Source organism: Burkholderia sp. COPS (assembly GCF_019425585.1).
GTDB classification, from domain to species: Bacteria; Pseudomonadota; Gammaproteobacteria; order Burkholderiales; family Burkholderiaceae; genus Burkholderia; species Burkholderia cepacia.
In genome coordinates this window covers 17,921-35,354 of the sequence record NZ_WIXR01000069.1, presented here as the reverse complement: position 1 = coordinate 35,354, position 17,434 = coordinate 17,921, and the positions used below count along the sequence as shown (strand labels likewise).

Sequence of the window (17,434 nt, the reverse complement as noted above, 5' to 3'; positions counted from 1 at the left end):
TTGTTGAGTGAGATGCAGTTCATTGGCACAAGCAAACCACGTTAAGCGTGGCACCGATTCGGCGAACGTCCGCTTCGTGTCGGTAAGCGACATCGGCAGCATCAATGAAGAACCTATTTCCATCGGGACTATGAGAATCCTTCGTTTCACCCCATTTCTGGCGCTCGTCACCGCCCCCGCCGTTCAGGCTGCCGACACTCAGGCTTGCGATGACGCGACCGTCGTTTCGATCGCCCGCTGGGCCGGCATCGCAAACGCGCGCCTCGCCGCGCGCGACACCAACCGGCTGGTCGTCGCATCCGCATGCAAGGTCATGCCGAATGCGCCCGGAACGACGATCGCAGCCGTCGCGTTCGATTCGCTGCCGAAGAGCAGGAACCCGGACGAAAGCAGGAAGTTGCAGGTCGTCGCGCTCGTTGAAGGCGGCAAGGTTGTTGCGGCCGAGCGGTCGGTGGTTCAGGAAGACGCGGTGACGGAGATCGATGAGAACAGTTACAGGATCGACACGGCGCCGTACAGGTTGTCGCAGGACGTGCGTGCGTTCGGGGTCGTGTTCAAGAGCAGTGCGCGCGGGCCGAGTTGTGCAGACGCCTACCCCGAGAACGAACTGACGCTGTGGATTCGCGATGGCACCCACATTCGCCCTGTATTCGGCACCAATCTCAACGGCTGGGTCGCGGTCAGCGGCCCCGCATGCAGCCCCGATTCCCGCGACCTGCGTAGCGAATCCGCACGGATGACGATTGCCGTCGAAAAGACATCGCACGACGGGTTCGCGGATCTGTCGATAACGGCACACGTCATAAAGATGGAAAGCGACGACAAAGACTCAGACAAGGGGAAACGTACCGTACGCACGATCGTTAAATACAACGGCAAAACGTACGGAATCGATATGTTCCGCGACTTCTGGTATTCACCCGCTTCGAAGAAGCGCTTCCAGTAAGACCGCGCCTCACTCGCCTACTCCACCACCTTCGCTCCGATCGCCTCGCCCGACGCCGGCATCCGCAACGCGTCGTCACGCGCACGTCGCGCCTCACGCGCCGTATACCGATCCTTCAACCGCAGGAACGGCTTCTCGACGAGAAAGTAACTAGCCGTCGCCGCCATCAGCGCCCACACGATCCCGAGCGGAAACGCATGCGCAACTGGCAGATCCGGATTCGCGAACGGCTGCTGCCACAGATAGAGGCTGAACGAGATCGTGCCGACGAACACGACAGGCTGCGTACGCAACCATCGCGCACACCAGAATTCGCTGCGGAAATTCAGCACGACAATCACGATCGCGATCAGCGCGGCCTCGAGCGTCACGCCGTATGTCGCATTCCAGAAGCCACCGAACCGATGTTCGGCGAGCGGGCCGCCGATCAGCACGACCACGATGATCGCCGTCACGATGCGCGTCTCGCCGCGCCACGAGCGGATCCACGCTTCGAGCCGTTCGCGGTTGAGCGACGCATAACAACCGATCAGGATCGGATCGACGCCCGTGTGAAGCATCATCCCGAGTTGCCCGCGCAGCGCGGGCGCCACGAAGTACGTGACGGCGCGCACCAGCGGCACGATCAGGATCAGCGCAGCCAGCCAGCGCGTGCCGGCGCGCCGCATGCCGTACACGAACAGCAGCGGCCAGAACCAGTAGAACTGTTCCTCGAGCGCGAGCGACCAGAAATGGCCGAGATACCACGCACCGTCCGGATGCAACGCGTTGTCGCCGGTCAGCCCGAACCACGCCGAGTAATTCCACAGGTGCAGCGCCGCATACAGCCACTGCCGGCGATCGACGTCGAACCAGCCGGCGAAGGCCACGATCGCGACCGCCGCGAGGTAGACGTAGCAGGCCGGCCAGATCCGCAGCGCGCGACGCACGTAGAACGACGTCAGCGCGATGCCGCCCGTGCGCGCGAATTCGGCGCGCAGCACGTTGGTGATCAGGAAGCCGCTGAGGACGAAGAAGATCAGCACGCCGAGCCGGCCGTCGGCGATCAGCCGCAACGGCGCGTACCAGCCCGTGTAGCCGCCGGGCAGCACGTGCTCGGCGTGTCCGACCACGACCATCGCCACCGCGACGGCGCGCAATCCGGTCAACTGCGTGACGCGATGGTTCATCGGCTGGTTTCCGTCGGCACGGTGGATGGGCAGCAGACCAGCGCCGCCCCCGCTTCGGCACGCCGATATGCCGCCGGGATTTTGTATGAAAAATATCGGAATGAAATTGCTTCAAAAATCGCCGCGACCCACCCCGCCAACGACGCTGCGCCCGAACGAGCCGACGCCCGGCGCGGCGAATGGGCATAATGACAATCCTTGTCCGGCGGCGGCCGGTCCGATGCCCACGCAACGAGTTTTGCGGCGCAGCAACATCCGCAGTACCGTACCCGCCCGCACAACGGCCCGCGCCTCGTCCGCCCTCCCGTCGACCTTCACCCGGAGCCTGCCTGTGTACCCACCGATCGAACCCTACGCCCACGGCCATCTCGACACCGGCGACGGCCACCGCATCTACTGGGAGCGCTGCGGCAACCCCGCCGGCAAGCCCGCCGTGTTCCTGCACGGCGGCCCCGGCGCCGGCTGCAGCGCCGACCATCGCCGCCTGTTCGATCCGGAGCGCTACGACATCCTGCTGTTCGACCAGCGCGGCTGCGGGCGCTCGACGCCGCATGCGAGCCTCGAGAACAACACGACGTGGCATCTGGTTGCCGACATCGAGCGCCTGCGCGAGATGGTCGGCGCGGAAAAGTGGCTCGTGTTCGGCGGCTCGTGGGGTAGCGCGCTGTCGATCGCGTATGCGGAAACGCACCCGGAGCGCGTGAGCGCGCTGGTCGTGCGCGGCATCTTCACGATGCGCCGCGCGGAAGTGCTGTGGTACTACCAGGAAGGCGCGTCGTGGCTGTTCCCCGACCTGTGGGAAGCCTTCCTTGCACCGATTCCGGAAGCGGAGCGCGGCGACCTGATGGCCGCCTACCATCGCCGGCTGACCGGCAACGACGAAGCCGCGAAGCTCGAAGCCGCGCGCGCGTGGAGCATCTGGGAAGGCCGCACGATCACGCTGCTGCCCGACCCCGCACTCGCCGCGCACTTCGCGGACGGCCACTACGCACTCGCGTTCGCGCGCATCGAGAATCATTACTTCGTGAACCAGGGTTTCGTCGAGGAAGGCCAGTTGCTGCGTGACGCGCATCGCCTCGCCGGCATTCCGGGCGTGATCGTGCAGGGCCGCTATGACGTCGCGACGCCTGCCCGCACCGCATGGGAGCTGTCGAAGGCATGGCCGGATGCGACGTTCGAGATCGTGCCCGGTGCCGGGCATGCGTACAACGAACCGGGGATCCTGGAGGCGCTGATCGCGGCCACGGACCGGTTCGCGGCGTAACCGACACGACGGGATGCGATGCGGCGTGTGCGGCCATGCCTGCCGGCACACGCTGCGCCGCGCCGCATCGTGCGATCAAAGCGCGGTTTCGACGATCGCCCTGCCGCTGATCGCCCGCTCGACGAGCTGCTCGTCGCCGACCTTGCGGATCGCGTCGTCGAGCAGCCCCTCCGGCGCTTCGGTTGCCACCTTCAGCAAGCCCGACAGGCCGCGCGCGTCGAGCACCACCAGCGTCTCCATCGAATCCGCACGGCTCACGAGCACGCGGCGCCACGCCGGCCCCGCGCCGAAGCTCGCACAAAGCGCAATCGTCTCGCTGCCGAGCGTGTAGTCGAAAGTCTTGATCATGATCCGCCGCCGTTGCAAGGGAATGGCGCTGCGCGACGGTGCGGCGCCGTGACGCCGACGCACCCGCGCGTGCCGCCGGCGCCCGAATCAACCAAGATCCGTTCGCCGGCATGGCCATGCTAGGCGTGCAGTATTAACGAAGACTTAAACCGCGATGCGCGCGGGCACGCGGCATCGGGCGACATTACGGCGTGTCGAGCGGCTCCACCGTCACACCGACCTTCAGCTCCTGATCCGCACCGCCGCCGCGGATCACACCGCGCAGCGGCGTCACGTCCGCGTAGTCGCGGCCGATCGACAGCATCACGTAGTCGTCGCCCGGCGCGCGATCGTTGGTCGGATCGAGCTGCAGCCAGCCGTTGTCCTCGGGCCATGCCGGGTCGTACACCTCGACCCACGCATGCGACGCGTCGGCGCCGATCAGCCGCGGCTGCCCGGGCGGCGGCTGCGTCAGCAGGTAGCCGCTCACGTAACGTGCGGCCAGCCCGAGCGAGCGCAGCGCGCCGATCATCACGTGCGCGAAATCCTGGCACACGCCCTTGCGCAGGCGCAGCGCATCGAGCGCCGATGTCGTGATGTCGGTGCTGTTCGGCGTATACGCGAAATCGGCATGCACGCGCCGCATCAGGTCCCAGGCAGCCTGCACGAGCGGCCGTTGCGGCGTGAAGCTCGCGGCCGCATACGCGGCGAGTTCGGCGTCGCACGCAACATGCGGCGACGTGAACACGAATTCGCTCGCGGCATCGTAAGGCTGCCCTGCGCGAAACCGCAGGCGGTCGCGCACGGCTTCCCACGCGGTCGCCTGTTTCGCGTCGGGATGCGCGATGGCGGGCGGCGGCGCGCCGCGCGCACCGCGCGACCACACGGGCGGCGTCACGCGTACCGTGCTGCGGCTGCGCACGAGCAGCGCGTCATGTGGCAGGTTCAACGCGAACGATGCGCGCGCGTTGCCGAATGCGTCGATCTCGGTACAGACCGATTCCGGCGCGGGATCGATGTCGAGCGCGAACGACAGCACTTGCTGGCGCGGCGTCGCGAGCGGTTGCAGCCGTGCCTGGTGCTGCGCCGATTCGACGCGCGCCGCGTAACGGTATTCGGTGTCGTGCGTGACGCGCAGCAACCGGCCCGGCGCGACCTCGGCAGTCGTTGCTTTCGCGGCCGATGCCGATGCCGATGCGTTCCGTGCATCGCCGGAACCCGGTGGGGCTTTCCCCGCGCCCTTCGTCGTCACCATAACGTCCTGCCCGCCTCGCGTACGTGGCTGAAATAGCGCTCGCCGATCCGGTTCGACAGTTCCCAGACCGCCTTCGCCGTCGTGTCGAGCGCTTCGAGCAGCTTGCCGTGCCGGCCCCCGTCGGTGGTTTCGCACAGCTCGTGCAGCGACCACGCGGGCACGTCCGGAACCGTCTCGGCCAGTTCGGACAACGCATAACCTTCGCTGCGCTCGACCTTCGTCAGCCGGCCCCGCAGCGCCTGCACGACCCAGCCGAGCGAGCGCGGATTGTCGGTATCGAGCACGACGAGCGACAGCAGCGGCGCGACATCGAAGCCGCGCTGGAAACGCGAACGGAACGTGATCGTGCTGTCGAACAGCTCCAGCACAAGCTCGAAGCCGTCCTGCCGGTGCACCGCGCCTTCGTCGAACGCGCACTTCAGCACGCTGCACAGGAAGTCCAGCCGGTCGATCTGCCGGCCGATCGACAGCAGCCGCCAGCCGTCGTCGCGCGTCATGTTGTCGGTCTGCGCGCCCGTGATCGCGCCGAGCAGCAGGCCGAGACGCTCCAGCAACTGCAGCGCGTCGTTGCCGATCTGTTCCTCGGCTTCCGGCTGGCCCGCGCTGTCCGCGAACAGCTGGGTCGCATCGTCGATCAGGCGCCACTGGTCGCTCGACAGCCGTTCGCGGATCGCGGCAGCCGCGCCACGCATCCCGAACAGGCACGACGCAATGCCCGACGTGCGATCCGCGCCGCGCGTGAGCGACGTCGCGAGCGCGTGCTGGAACGCACGCGGCGCATCGACGGCATTCGGCGCATCGGCCGCGATCAGGCCGGTGTCGCGGCACAGCGTGTCGAGCAGCTCCAGGTGCGCGGGGCTGTCGACGTCGTCCTCGCCGCGCAGCCGCTCGAGCGCCGCGCGCGCGAGCCGCATCAGGTTGGTCGCGCGCTCGGTGTAACGACCCAGCCAGAACAGGTTCTCGGCCGCGCGGCTCGCGATCGCGCGCGGCCGTTCGACGAGGTCGTCGGGGCCGAGATGCGTCTGCAGCAGCGTCGTCGAATCGACGATGCCTTCGGTCATCACCCACGTATCGACGGTGCTGCCGCCGCGCGGCATCGGCGCATTGAACAGCGTGTCGCGCGTGCCGACCCGTGACAGCCCGCCCGGCAGGAGCCGCCAGCGCTGCGCACCGTCGGCGAGCGCGAAGACGCGCAGCAGCACCGGCTTCGGCACGATGCGCGCGCCGCCGTGGCCGTCGGGCGCGTCCTGACGCGGCCAGGTCGGCGCCTGCGACAGCGGCAGGTCGGCCTGCACCGTGTAGTGTTCGGGCCGCGCGAGAATCCGCGCGCGCCACTCGGCCAGCTGCGCCTGCGTGAGCCGCGCGCCGATCACCGGCTCGAACGCGCCGCCGGCCTGCACCTCGGGCGGATAGGATGCCTTCACGATGGCGCGCGCGAGTTGCGGCAGCGCGTCGTCGCACGCGGCCGCCTCGCCGCACCACCACGAATGCACGGCCGGCAGCGTCAGCGTTTCGCCGAGCAGCCCTTCCGCGAGACGCGGCATGAAGCCGAGCATCGCCGGCGATTCGAGGAAGCCCGAGCCCGGCGCGTTCGCGAGCAGCACGTTGCCCGCGCGCACGGCCTGCAGCAGCCCCGGCACGCCGAGCATCGAATCGGGCCGCAGTTCGAGCGGATCGAGCCACGCGTCGTCGACGCGCCGCAGGATGCCGTGCACGGGTTCGAGGCCGCTCAGCGTCTTCAGGAATACGCGGTTGTCGCGCGCGGTCAGGTCGCCGCCTTCGACGAGCGTGAGGCCGAGGTAGCGCGCGAGATACGCGTGTTCGAAATACGTCGCGCTGTGCGGCCCCGGCGTCAGCAGCACGATCCGCGAGTTCTTGCGGGCCGGGCTGAGCGCCTGCATGCTCTGCAGCAGCGCGCGGTACGCGGATGCGAGCCTCTGCACGCGCAGCCCGCGAAACCCGCGCGGAAAGAGCCGCGACACGATCAGCCGGTTTTCGAGCAGGTAGCCGAGGCCGGCCGCGCCCTGCGTGTGCTGCGCGACGATCCGCCACTGCCCGTCCGGGCCACGCGCGAGATCGAACGCGACCACGTGCAGCCAGGTGTCGCCCGGCACGCTCGCGCCGCGCATCGCGCGCAGGTAGCCGGGGTGCCCGGTGACGAGCGCGGGCGGCAACAGCCCGCGCTCGAGGATCGTCTGCGGCCCGTACAGGTCGGCCAGCGTCGCGTTGAGCAGCCGCACGCGCTGCAGCACGCCGCGCTCGATCGCGACCCAGTCCTCGGGCGTGACGATCAGCGGCAGCAGGTCGAGCGACCACGGGCCGGCCGCGCCGTCGCCGGCGCGCTGCTCGTGCAGCTGGTAGAACAGGCCGTTCTCGCGCATGCGCCGGTGCAGCGCGTCGGCGCGGCGATCGAGGTCGGCCACGCCGTCGCTGCCGATCGATGTGAAGAAACTGCGCCACGCGGGCGCGAGCGCAGGCGCGTTCAGGCCGGCCGCGCTGCCACGCAGTTCGTCGTAGCGGCCGGCCGCCGCCGGCGCCGCGAGCGCGGCGGCCAGTTCCGCGGCATCCGGCTGCGCGCCGGTATCGAAAAGCGTGGGCATCGCGTCGAGGGCGGCGAGATGGTCGATGTTTATGGGCGGCACGGTGTCGTTCCGTCTTCAGGGTGCAACCGTGCATGCGCACGGCCGCACCAGCGGCAGGCTGCTGCGGCGCTCGGCCGCAATCTGCCCGCATCCTAGCATTCCGGCGGGGCCGCCATCACCCCATTCTCCGGGAGACCGCACACCGCGCCTCGTCGTCCGCCTCGTCATCGTCCGGTCACGGCCGCCGCAAATCGAGCGTGAACGGGAACTCGCGGCTCGGCGCGGCGGGCGCGACCTCCATCCGCCCCGGCGTATGCCCCATCTCGACGAAGCGTGCGAGCCGGCGGCTCTCCGCTTCATAGGCATTGACCGGGAACGTCGCGTAGTTGCGTCCGCCCGGATGCGCGACGTGGTAGCGGCAGCCGCCGAGCGAGCGCTGCAGCCACGTATCGACGATGTCGAACGTGAGCGGCGCGTGCACGCCGATGGTCGGATGCAGCGCGGACGGCGGCGACCACGCCTTGTAGCGCACCCCCGCGACGTATTCGCCGACGGTGCCGGTCGGCTGCAGCGGCAACGCGCGGCCGTTGACGGTCACGACGTGGCGGTTGTCGTTCAGCCCCGTCACGCGCACTTCGAGCCGTTCGACCGACGAATCGACGTAGCGCACCGTGCCGCCGGGCGCCCCCTCCTCGCCCATCACGTGCCACGGTTCCAGCGCGCCGCGCAGCGACAGCTGCATGCCGTTCACCGCGATCTGGCCGAACAGCGGGAAGCGGAATTCGAAGTGCGGCGCGAACCACGCCGGATCGAACGCGAAACCGGCGTCGCGCAGTTCGGCCAGCACGTCGTCGAAATCCATCTGAAGAAACTCGGGCAGCATGAAGCGGTCGTGCAGCGCGGTGCCCCAGCGCGTGAGCGGCGTCGTGTACGGCGCGGCCCAGAAACGCGCGACCAGCGCGCGCAGCAGCAATTGCTGCACGATGCTCATCCGCGCATGCGGCGGCATCTCGAACGCACGCAGTTCGAGCAGGCCGAGCCGGCCGGTCGACGAGTCGGGCGAATACAGCTTGTCGATACAGAATTCGCTGCGGTGCGTGTTACCCGTCACGTCGATCAGCAGGTTGCGCAGCACGCGGTCGACCAGCCACGGCGGCATGTCCTGCCCGAACAGCAGCTTGTTGCGCTGGATCTCGGCGAACGCGATGTCGAGCTCGTAGAGCTGGTCGTTGCGCGCCTCGTCGACGCGCGGCGCCTGGCTGGTCGGCCCGATGAACAGCCCCGAGAACAGGTAGGACAGCGACGGATGGTTGTGCCAGTACGCGATCAGGCTCGCGAGCAGGTCCGGGCGGCGCAGGAACGGGCTGTCGGCCGGCGTCGCGCCGCCGAGCACGAAGTGGTTGCCGCCGCCGGTGCCGACGTGGCGGCCGTCGACCATGAATTTCTCGCTGCACAGCCGCGACTGCCACGCGGCGTCGTACAGGAATTCGGTGTGGTCGACGAGCTCGTCGAAGTTGGCGGCCGGATGGATGTTCACCTCGATCACGCCGGGATCGGGCGTGACCTGCAGCAGCTTCAGCCGCGCGTCGCGCGGCGGCGGATAGCCTTCGAGCACGAGCTTCACGCCCAGCGCGTGCGCGGTCAGCTCGATCGCGCCGAGCAGGTCGAGATAATCCTCGAGCGCGGCAAGCGGCGGCATGAACAGGTACAGGATGCCGTTGCGCACTTCGACACACAGCGCGGTGCGCGTGATCCACGCGGCCGATTCGAAGCGCGCGGGAACGCGACCCGGGTCGCGCGCGGCAGGCCGACCGTTCCCGGCCGCGCCGTCGTCGCGCCACTGCATCACGGTCTGCGCGGACGCCTCGCGATGCACGCCGGACAGGTAGCGCGGCGCATCGGCGGGCCCCGCGTAGCGCGCGCGGATCGCGGCGGCTTCCGGCAGCGCGTCGCGCGGCGCGAACGGATCGCGCTCGACGAGATACGGATAGTCGGCGCGGCTGGCCCACGGCAGCGAATCGAGCGGCAGCCGATAACCCATCGGCGAATCGCCGGGCACGAGGTACATCCGCTCGTCGCGGAAGAACCACGGCCCCGTCTGCCAGCGCGGCCCGTCGAGGCCCGGCGCCGTGTCCACGCGCTTGACCGGCAGCACGTAGCCGACCACGCTGTCGAGCTGCTGCTCGAACACCTTGCGCAGCCGCGCGCGTTCGAGCTCGTCGTCGAGGCGCGAGTCGAACGGGTCGACGTTGACCGGCAGCCGGCGCTCGCGCCACAGGTAGTACCACACGTCCTCGTAGCCGGGCCGGATGAATTCGCCGGTCAGGTTCAGCCGCGCGGCGAGCGCATCGATGAAGCGCTTCGCGTCGTCGGTCGTATACGCGGACGGCTCGCGCTCGTCGGCGAACAGCGACGGGTCGTGCCACACGGGCTGGCCGTCGGCACGCCAGAAGATCGACAGCGCCCAGCGCGGCAGCTGCTCGCCCGGATACCACTTGCCCTGCCCGAAATGCAGGAAGCCGCCGTCGCCGTACTCGGCGCGCAGCCGCTGCACGAGTTCGGTCGCGTAGCCGCGCTTGGTCGGGCCGAGCGCGTCGGTGTTCCACTCGGCACCGTCGCGATCGTCGATCGACACGAAGGTCGGCTCGCCGCCCTGCGTGAGCCGCACGTCGCCGACCTCGAGTGCGCCGTCGACCTGCGAGCCGAGCGCCAGCACGGCGTCCCATTGCGAATCCGTATACGGCTTCGTCACGCGCGGCGATTCGTACACGCGCGTCACGGTCATCTCGTGCTCGAACGACACCTCGCACTCGTCGATCAGTCCCTCGACCGGCGCGGCGCTCGTCGGCTGCGGCGTGCAGGCCAGCGGAATGTGGCCCTCGCCCGCGAGCAGGCCCGAGGTCGGGTCGAAGCCGATCCAGCCGGCGCCCGGCAGGTACACCTCGCACCATGCATGGAGGTCGGTGAAGTCGACCGACGTGCCGCTCGGGCCGTCGAGCGACTTCACGTCGGGCGTGAGCTGGATCAGGTAGCCCGACACGAAACGCGCAGCGATGCCGAGATGGCGGCACAGCTGCACGAGCAGCCATGCGCTGTCGCGGCACGAGCCGGACGCCAGCTCGAGCGTCTGCTCGGGCGTCTGCACGCCCGGCTCCATCCGCACGAGATAACCGATGTCGCGCTGCAGTTGCTGGTTCAGCGCGACGAGGAAGTTCACGGTGCCGGCCGGCGTGCGATCGACGCCTTCGACGTACGCGCGGAACAGCGGCGCCGCGCTCGTCTGCGGGTCGCACACGAGATACGGTGCGAGTTCGGTCTTCAGCGCGTCGTCATAGCTGAACGGGTATTGCTCCGCGCTCGCCTCCAGAAAGAAGTCGAACGGGTTGTACACCGACATCTCGGCGACGAGATCGATCGTGATCTCGAAGTGCTCGGTGCGCTCCGGAAACACGAGCCGCGCGAGATAGTTCGAGAACGGGTCCTGCTGCCAGTTGATGAAGTGCTGCGCGGGCTCGACCGTCATCGAATACGCGAGGATCGGCGTCCGGCAGTGCGGCGCGGGCCGCAGCCGCACGACCTGCGGGCCGAGGTTGACGAGCCGGTCGTAGCGATAGCGGGTGGTGTGATGCAGCGCGACGTGGATGGACATGGGAGCTCGGTTCGGGTTGGGCCGGCCGCGCGCCGCGTCGCGTTCAACGCGACGCGGCGGCCCGGCCTGGCGGATTCGGCGAAAGCGCGCGTCGGGTCAGACGAGCTCGGGTGTCTGCACGACGCTGATCTCGACGCCGACGGCCGTCGCGCCGAGCCCCGTCACCGGCTGCGCGTCGCGATAGTCGAGGCCGACCGCGATGCGCACGTAACGCTCGTCCGGGCAGCGATTCATGAACGGATCGAATCCGACCCAGCCGAGCCCTTCGACATAGGCCTCGGCCCACGCATGGCCGGCCGGCTGCTGCATCAGCCCGGTCGCTTGCGGCTGCGCACCGAGCGACGGCTGCGGCAGCCCCTGCGATTGCGCGGCGTGCGACGCGCCGAGCACCTGCTGCATGCCCTCGCCGCTCTGCAGCGCGAGCGCTTCTTCCGCCTCGTCGTCACCCAGGTTCTGCTTCGCGTCGGCGATGCGCTGCATCGCGCTGTCCGCCAGCACGTAGCCCGAGATATAGCGGGCGGGAATCTTCAGCACGCGTGCGGCCGCGATGAACGCATGCGCGTGGTCGCGGCTCGTGCCCTCGCCGCTTTGCAGCGCGGTTTCCGCGTCGACGGGCGCGTCGGCGGCCAGGTTCGGCGCATACGCGATGCGGTCATGCACTTCCGTCATCAGCCAGTGCAATGCGTCGAGGCCGCGCGGGTCGATGGGCAGCGCTTCCGTGAGCTCGCGCACGGAGTCGCCGGCCTTCGTGAGCGCGGTCTCGCGTTCGAAGATCCACGGCGGCGCATAGCCTTCAGGATTGCCGAGAATGCCGGCGCGGTCCTGCGTCTCGACGACGCCGGCCGCGACGACGACGATCTCGGCCTTCGCGCCGCGCTCGTGCCGCACGAGGTCGATGCGGTTGCCGAGCCCGTCGGCATAGGACAGCGACGGCTCGACGCCGTCGATCGTGACCTGCCACGCGCGCACCGTCTGCCCGGGGCCCGATTGCGGGCGCAGCCGCAGCCGTTGCAGCGCATGGGTGGCTTGATCGTCGAACTGATAACGCGAGATGTGTCGAATGGCGAGTCGCATGGCAAGTCTCAGTCGAAGTTGTAAGCCTGGGCGATTTCGATCCCGAGGCTGTTGTTGCGGCCGATGAAGTCGGTCAGGAATTCGTGCAGGCCGCTCTTGAAGATCCGCTCGACCGACGTATCGGACAGCATCTGCAGGATCTTCGTGGCCGTGTCGTGACACGGGTGTGTCACGCCGTAATCCTTTGCGAGCAGGTTCAGGCTCGACACGACGCGCCCGTAGCAATAGCGCAGCGAACGCGGCATGCGGCCGTTCAGGATCAGGTAGTCGGCGATGTTCATCGGCTTGTACTGCACGTCGTACACCCAGCGGTACGAACGGTGCGCGGCGACGCAGCGCAGGATCGTCTCCCACTGGTAGTTGTCGAGGATCGTGCCGACGTGCGACACCGACGGCAGCAGCAGGTGGTATTTCACGTCGATGATGCGCGCGGTGTTGTCGGCGCGCTCGACGAACGCGCCGATCTGCGCGAAATCGAAGATCTCGTTGCGCAGCATCGTGCTGTAGAAGCTGCCGAGGATCAGCGCGGTTTCGCGCTTCACCTGGTCGAGCACGGCCGGCAGCTCGCTTTCCGGCACCGGCTGCGCGAGCGCGCGGCGCAGCGCGAGCCAAGCGCCGTTCACGCTCTCCCACGCCTCGCGCGTGAGCGCCGTGCGCACCATCCGCGCATTCGAGCGCGCCGCCTCGATGCACGACAGCACGCTCGACGGGTTGTCGCGGTCGCGCAACAGGTAGTCGGTCACGGTATCGGCCGCATACGCGTCGTATTTCTGCCGGTAACCTTCATCCGTGCCCGAGCTGACGAGCACCGACGACCATTCGGCCGGCGCGTCGGACGTGCGCGTGAGCGCCATCCGCAACCCGGCATCGACGATGCGCGCGATGTTCTCCGCGCGCTCGATATAGCGGTACATCCAGTAGAGACCGCTTGCAGTACGTCCCAGAAGCATCTCGTGTCCACTCCGTCTTCGTTCGGTTCGCGCGCCGGCTCCGGCGCGCGCGGTAGCATCCGGCTCAGTCGGCCAGCACCCAGGTGTCCTTGGTGCCGCCGCCCTGGCTCGAGTTGACGACGAGCGATCCCTCCTTCAGCGCGACCCGCGTGAGGCCGCCCGGGGTGATGCGGATCCGGTCCGACACCAGCACGAACGGCCGCAGGTCGACGTGGCGCGGCGCAAGGCCGGCGTCGGTCAGGATCGGCGTCGTGGACAGCGCGAGCGTCGGCTGCGCGATGTAGTTCGCGGGGCGCGCGCGCAGCTTCGCGGCGAAGGCCTCGATCTCCGCTTTCGACGCGGCCGGCCCGACCAGCATCCCGTAGCCGCCCGAGCCGTGCACTTCCTTCACGACCAGTTCGTCGAGATGGTCGAGCACGTACTTCAGGCTGTCGGCCTCGCCGCAGCGCCAGGTCGGCACGTTCTCCAGCAGCGCCTTGCGGCCCGTGTAGAACTCGACGATCTCCGGCATGTACGAGTAGATCGCCTTGTCGTCGGCGATGCCCGTGCCGGGCGCGTTCGCGATCGTGATGTTGCCCGCGCGGTAGACGTCCATGATCCCCGCGACGCCGAGCACCGAATCGGGGCGGAACGTGAGCGGATCGAGGAACGCATCGTCGACGCGGCGATACAGCACGTCGATCGGCTGGAAACCTTCGGTCGTGCGCATCGCGACGCGGCCGTCGATCACCTGCAGGTCGCTGCCTTCGACGAGATGCACGCCCATCTGGTCGGCGAGGAACGAATGTTCGTAGTACGCGGAGTTGTGGATGCCCGGCGTGAGCACGGCGACGGTCGGGTTGTCGGCGTTGCCGCCCGGCGGGCATACGGCCGCGAGCGACTGGCGCAGCATCTGCGGATAGGTTTCGACCGGGCGCACCTTCACCTGCTGGAACAGCTCCGGAAAGAGCTGCATCATCGTTTCGCGGTTTTCCAGCATGTACGACACGCCGGACGGCGTGCGCGCGTTGTCTTCCAGCACGTAGAACTCGTTTTCGCCGGTGCGCACGATGTCGACGCCGATGATGTGCGTGTAAACGTTGCCGGGCGGCCGGAAGTCGATCATCTCCGGGATGAACGCTTCGTTGTGCGCGATCAGGTGCTTCGGCACGATGCCGGCGCGCACGATTTCCTGACGATGGTAGATGTCGTCGAGGAAGGCGTTGAGCGCCATCACGCGCTGCTCGATGCCGAGCGACAGCCGGCTCCATTCCGTGCCCGAGATGATGCGCGGGACGATGTCGAACGGAATCAGCCGCTCGGCGGCCTCCGCGTCGCCGTAGACGGCGAACGTGATGCCCGTCTTGCGGAACACGCCTTCCGCGTCGTGGGCTTTCTGGGCGAGGCTCGCGGGATTCTGCGTGTCGAGCCACTGCTTCAGGCGCGCGTAAGGCGCCCTTACCATGTCGCCGGATTGCAGCATTTCATCGAATGGCTTCATCGATCTTTTTCTCCATCGATCGTTTCCCCGGCATTGCGCATGCCGGACCGGCGTAACGACTGCGTTGCAAGGAACGTGCCTTGCGGGCTCCCTCGATAATCCCCCCTTTTTGCGCCGCGCCAGGCTCGCCCGGGCGACATTGCGCACCACGGTGGTGCAGCGCCCGGCGCGACGTGCGACGACGGTGCGTCGCAGGCGCGCACGGCCGATGCTGCGCCGCGACTTCCGAACATAGTTCCCCCGCGTGTCACGAATGTGCAATCTGCACTGCACAAAAAACGGCGCGACCCGGCACCGGGCCGCCACAATGGAGGCGGGCCGGCACGCACACGGCGCAACCGGCCCTGGGGGAAGTACCGTCTGCGGCGCGCCGGCAGTTCGATGCTGTGAACTGTCCGGTTAGCCGGATCCGGCACCTCAACGCTATGCAGCCGTAATCCCGCCGACAACGCCCATGCATATTTCGACTGACACCGATCGAAAAAAAACATCGGGCCGACCCACGCGAGGCGCGGTACGCTAGAAAATTGGTGCAGCACGGGGTGCCGCCCTTCAGGCGCCCGACTATAAAAAGCGAAGATCGAAATGGAAGCAAAGTGGCTGGAAGATTTCCTGAGCCTTGCGGATACCAAGAGTTTTTCCCGGGCCGCACGTCACCGGCACCTCACGCAGTCGGCATTCAGCAGACGAATTGCCGCACTCGAAACCTGGATGGACGCGAAGCTGGTCGACCGGAGCATCAACCCGATCACGCTGACGCCGGCCGGCCAGATGTTCCGCGGGCTCGCCGCGGACATCCTGCGCAGCATGTATGCGGCGCGCAATCTCGTGAACGGCTACGACCAGTTCGCGGCCAGCGATCAGGTCGTGCGTTTCGCGGTCGCCCATACGCTCGTCTTCACGCTGTTCCCCGAATGGCTCAAGCAGCTCAACGGCGAGGTCGGCCACGTGACCGCGCGCGTGAACGCGGTGAACGTGCCGGAGGGCGTGCAGCAGCTCGTCGAAGGTGAATGCGACCTGCTGCTCGGCTATCACCATCCGCAGTTGCCGATCGTGCTCGACCCGAACCACTTCCCGTTCGTCAGCCTCGGCGTCGAACGGATCCTGCCCGTATCGACGCCCGATGCGCGCGGCAAGCCCGTGTTCCAGCTGCCGGGCACACCCGACGCACCGCTGCCGCTGCTCGCGTATTCGTCGGGCGCGTTCCTCGGCAACATCGTCGAGATGCTGCTGCTGAACGCAACCGAGCCGTACGTGGTGCACCGGTGCTTCGAGACGCACATGTCCGAAGCGTTGAAGGGCATGGTCGTGGCCGGGCACGGGATCGGCTGGCTGCCTGAAAGCTGCGTTGCGAAGGAGCTCGCGGAAGGCACGCTCGTATGCGCGGGTTCCGGCGACTGGATCACCGAACTCGAGATCCGCCTGTATCGGTCGGCCCGCAAGCGCGGGCTCGCGGCCGAGCAACTGTGGACGTACATCATGAATCGGCCGCGCGCGGCGGTCGAAGGTGCCGTCGGCGCGGACGAACAGGCATCCGCGCCGGCGATGCGCATCGCGCGGCGCAGCGCGGGCGCCAGCCGCTGATCTTCGCGATTGTGATCTTGATCGCGTTCGCGTTCGCGTCGTGTCCGGCGACGACGCGAACGCAACCGCGAATTTCAGCCATGCGGTGTGCGCATGCATCCGCGTCGCTTCCCGGCGAACGCGACCCGCTTTTCCGGCAGCAAATAGCGATCCCGTCGCAACCCGAAAAATAACGCGACAGACCGGTAATCGTTATCAGTGGAATCGCAAACGTTTGCATTTCATGACTTGATTCTTTTACATCCGGCACGATGCACCGGAATATTCCATCTGATTATCAGAACAGAAACACCCTGTTACAGAACAAATTAAAAGTTTCGATTCACCCGCAACACTCTAAAATACTAACAACGTCACGGCGCCCTTTTCATTTCGCTCGACCTGTACCCGAACCGACATCGATCCGCCGCACACACAGCCGCAAACATTTCTTTTATCAGTCGTTATTTTTCGGCATGAATGTCGATACGACAGACGTGATTCAATGCGTGCGGGATCATCGCTACCGAATAGCAATATTCATATTCGGCAATATCGACTTTCTTCAGTATTAAGAGAGTCAAACAAATCCGTCCTTATCCTGTGTAAATAGGATATTTCACCGCCGTCCCATTCGGGCCACACGCGATTGTTGGTTCGCAATCCATCGTGTATCAATAGCGTGTCGCAAAAAGAACGCTGGCAGATTTGACTCGGAATAAATACTCGTCATTGATTCCGGAACGGAGGTTGCAATGCCGTCCTCGATTCGACAGCACGCTCGCCCTTTCCTGAGCGCCGCCCTCTCCGCGCTCTGCATGAATGCAACGGCCCAGACGCCTGCGTCGGGGCCGGGCGACGGGCGCTACGTAATCTCGTATATCTGCGGCGACGCGCGGATCGACGGCACGGCGCCGCTGCCTCCCGATGGCCGGCCGTACAACCTGGGCGTGTCGTTTGCTTCGGCCAGCACCGGGCAGCCGCTTGCCAATGTGCAGGTGCGGCTGCGCCGCCATGGACGCGTGCTCGTCGAGTTCAATGCGTCCGGGTCGCGCTGCCTGTTCAGCGTGCCCGACGCAAGTTACCGGGTGGAGGGAACGTACCAGGGAGCCACCCAGTTCGCGATCGTGGAAACCGGCGCACTCACCACGCAGTTGCGATGGTAAGTCCCGCCT

The 17,434-nt window shown here is 67.3% G+C and carries 13 protein-coding genes; 5 read left to right on the top strand and 8 right to left on the bottom strand.

The window, feature by feature from the left end; all coding sequences use genetic code 11:
- Positions 1 to 130 precede the first annotated feature (130 nt).
- Positions 131 to 946 (top strand): multidrug ABC transporter ATPase, encoded by an 816-nt coding sequence (locus tag FOZ70_RS35885; RefSeq protein WP_219707785.1) that lies wholly within the window; start codon positions 131 to 133, stop codon positions 944 to 946.
- Positions 947 to 963: 17 nt separating this feature from the next.
- Here the strand turns inward: FOZ70_RS35885 and FOZ70_RS35880 are convergent, their stop codons facing one another.
- A complete protein-coding gene (locus FOZ70_RS35880) occupies positions 964 to 2,115 on the bottom strand; it encodes an acyltransferase (protein WP_219707784.1) in 1,152 nt (383 codons plus the stop codon).
- Between FOZ70_RS35880 and FOZ70_RS35875 the strand changes: the two genes are divergently transcribed.
- A complete protein-coding gene (locus FOZ70_RS35875) occupies positions 2,107 to 2,304 on the top strand; it encodes a hypothetical protein (protein ID WP_141667409.1) in 198 nt (65 codons plus the stop codon). The genes FOZ70_RS35880 and FOZ70_RS35875 overlap by 9 nt on opposite strands.
- Positions 2,305 to 2,446: 142 nt before the next feature.
- Positions 2,447 to 3,379 (top strand): prolyl aminopeptidase, encoded by a 933-nt coding sequence (gene pip / locus FOZ70_RS35870; protein WP_021162091.1) that lies wholly within the window; start codon positions 2,447 to 2,449, stop codon positions 3,377 to 3,379.
- Positions 3,380 to 3,454: 75 nt separating this feature from the next.
- On the opposite strand, the gene FOZ70_RS35865 is transcribed toward pip, so the two are convergent.
- From FOZ70_RS35865 to FOZ70_RS35835, 7 genes are all read right to left on the bottom strand, one after another.
- The gene (locus FOZ70_RS35865) at positions 3,455 to 3,727 is read right to left on the bottom strand and encodes a hypothetical protein (RefSeq protein ID WP_027791308.1); all 273 of its coding nucleotides are present in this window, start codon (positions 3,725 to 3,727) and stop codon (positions 3,455 to 3,457) included.
- Between the two features lie 184 nt (positions 3,728 to 3,911).
- A complete protein-coding gene (locus tag FOZ70_RS35860; RefSeq protein ID WP_021162093.1) occupies positions 3,912 to 4,961 on the bottom strand; it encodes a transglutaminase family protein in 1,050 nt (349 codons plus the stop codon).
- Positions 4,955 to 7,561: a circularly permuted type 2 ATP-grasp protein gene (locus FOZ70_RS35855; RefSeq protein ID WP_042976774.1), complete on the bottom strand. Its 2,607-nt coding sequence runs from the start codon at positions 7,559 to 7,561 to the stop codon at positions 4,955 to 4,957. The genes FOZ70_RS35860 and FOZ70_RS35855 overlap by 7 nt, the downstream gene beginning before the upstream one ends.
- A gap of 217 nt (positions 7,562 to 7,778) precedes the next feature.
- The gene (locus FOZ70_RS35850) at positions 7,779 to 11,192 is read right to left on the bottom strand and encodes a transglutaminase family protein (protein ID WP_219707783.1); all 3,414 of its coding nucleotides are present in this window, start codon (positions 11,190 to 11,192) and stop codon (positions 7,779 to 7,781) included.
- Between the two features lie 96 nt (positions 11,193 to 11,288).
- Positions 11,289 to 12,266, bottom strand: coding sequence for a transglutaminase family protein (locus tag FOZ70_RS35845; protein WP_021162095.1), 978 nt, complete (start codon positions 12,264 to 12,266; stop codon positions 11,289 to 11,291).
- 8 nt (positions 12,267 to 12,274) lie between these two features.
- Positions 12,275 to 13,216 carry an alpha-E domain-containing protein gene (locus FOZ70_RS35840; protein ID WP_021162096.1) on the bottom strand — a complete coding sequence of 314 codons (942 nt, stop codon included), beginning with the start codon at positions 13,214 to 13,216 and terminating at the stop codon, positions 12,275 to 12,277.
- 64 nt (positions 13,217 to 13,280) lie between these two features.
- A complete protein-coding gene (locus FOZ70_RS35835; protein ID WP_021162097.1) occupies positions 13,281 to 14,696 on the bottom strand; it encodes a circularly permuted type 2 ATP-grasp protein in 1,416 nt (471 codons plus the stop codon).
- A 585-nt stretch (positions 14,697 to 15,281) separates the two neighbouring features.
- Here FOZ70_RS35835 and FOZ70_RS35830 point away from each other — a divergent pair.
- Together FOZ70_RS35830 and FOZ70_RS35825 are read left to right on the top strand one after the other, a co-directional pair.
- Complete coding sequence (locus tag FOZ70_RS35830; RefSeq protein ID WP_048026038.1) at positions 15,282 to 16,280, top strand: LysR substrate-binding domain-containing protein; 999 nt, start codon at positions 15,282 to 15,284, stop codon at positions 16,278 to 16,280.
- Positions 16,281 to 17,014: 734 nt separating this feature from the next.
- Positions 17,015 to 17,425 (top strand): hypothetical protein, encoded by a 411-nt coding sequence (locus FOZ70_RS35825; RefSeq protein ID WP_021162100.1) that lies wholly within the window; start codon positions 17,015 to 17,017, stop codon positions 17,423 to 17,425.
- The last annotated feature ends 9 nt before the right edge of the window (positions 17,426 to 17,434 follow it).

Bases quoted from the DNA above. Each gene is read 5' to 3' on its own strand.
- FOZ70_RS35835 (WP_021162097.1), bottom strand. From the start codon at position 14,696: ATGAAGCCATTCGATGAAATGCTGCAATCCGGCGACATGGTAAGGGCG.
- FOZ70_RS35845 (WP_021162095.1), bottom strand. From the start codon at position 12,266: ATGCGACTCGCCATTCGACACATCTCGCGTTATCAGTTCGACGATCAA.
- FOZ70_RS35850 (WP_219707783.1), bottom strand. From the start codon at position 11,192: ATGTCCATCCACGTCGCGCTGCATCACACCACCCGCTATCGCTACGAC.
- FOZ70_RS35885 (WP_219707785.1), top strand. From the start codon at position 131: ATGAGAATCCTTCGTTTCACCCCATTTCTGGCGCTCGTCACCGCCCCC.
- FOZ70_RS35840 (WP_021162096.1), bottom strand. From the start codon at position 13,216: ATGCTTCTGGGACGTACTGCAAGCGGTCTCTACTGGATGTACCGCTAT.
- FOZ70_RS35825 (WP_021162100.1), top strand. From the start codon at position 17,015: ATGCCGTCCTCGATTCGACAGCACGCTCGCCCTTTCCTGAGCGCCGCC.
- FOZ70_RS35860 (WP_021162093.1), bottom strand. From the start codon at position 4,961: ATGGTGACGACGAAGGGCGCGGGGAAAGCCCCACCGGGTTCCGGCGAT.
- FOZ70_RS35880 (WP_219707784.1), bottom strand. From the start codon at position 2,115: ATGAACCATCGCGTCACGCAGTTGACCGGATTGCGCGCCGTCGCGGTG.
- FOZ70_RS35830 (WP_048026038.1), top strand. From the start codon at position 15,282: ATGGAAGCAAAGTGGCTGGAAGATTTCCTGAGCCTTGCGGATACCAAG.
- FOZ70_RS35855 (WP_042976774.1), bottom strand. From the start codon at position 7,561: ATGCCCACGCTTTTCGATACCGGCGCGCAGCCGGATGCCGCGGAACTG.
- FOZ70_RS35865 (WP_027791308.1), bottom strand. From the start codon at position 3,727: ATGATCAAGACTTTCGACTACACGCTCGGCAGCGAGACGATTGCGCTT.
- FOZ70_RS35875 (WP_141667409.1), top strand. From the start codon at position 2,107: ATGGTTCATCGGCTGGTTTCCGTCGGCACGGTGGATGGGCAGCAGACC.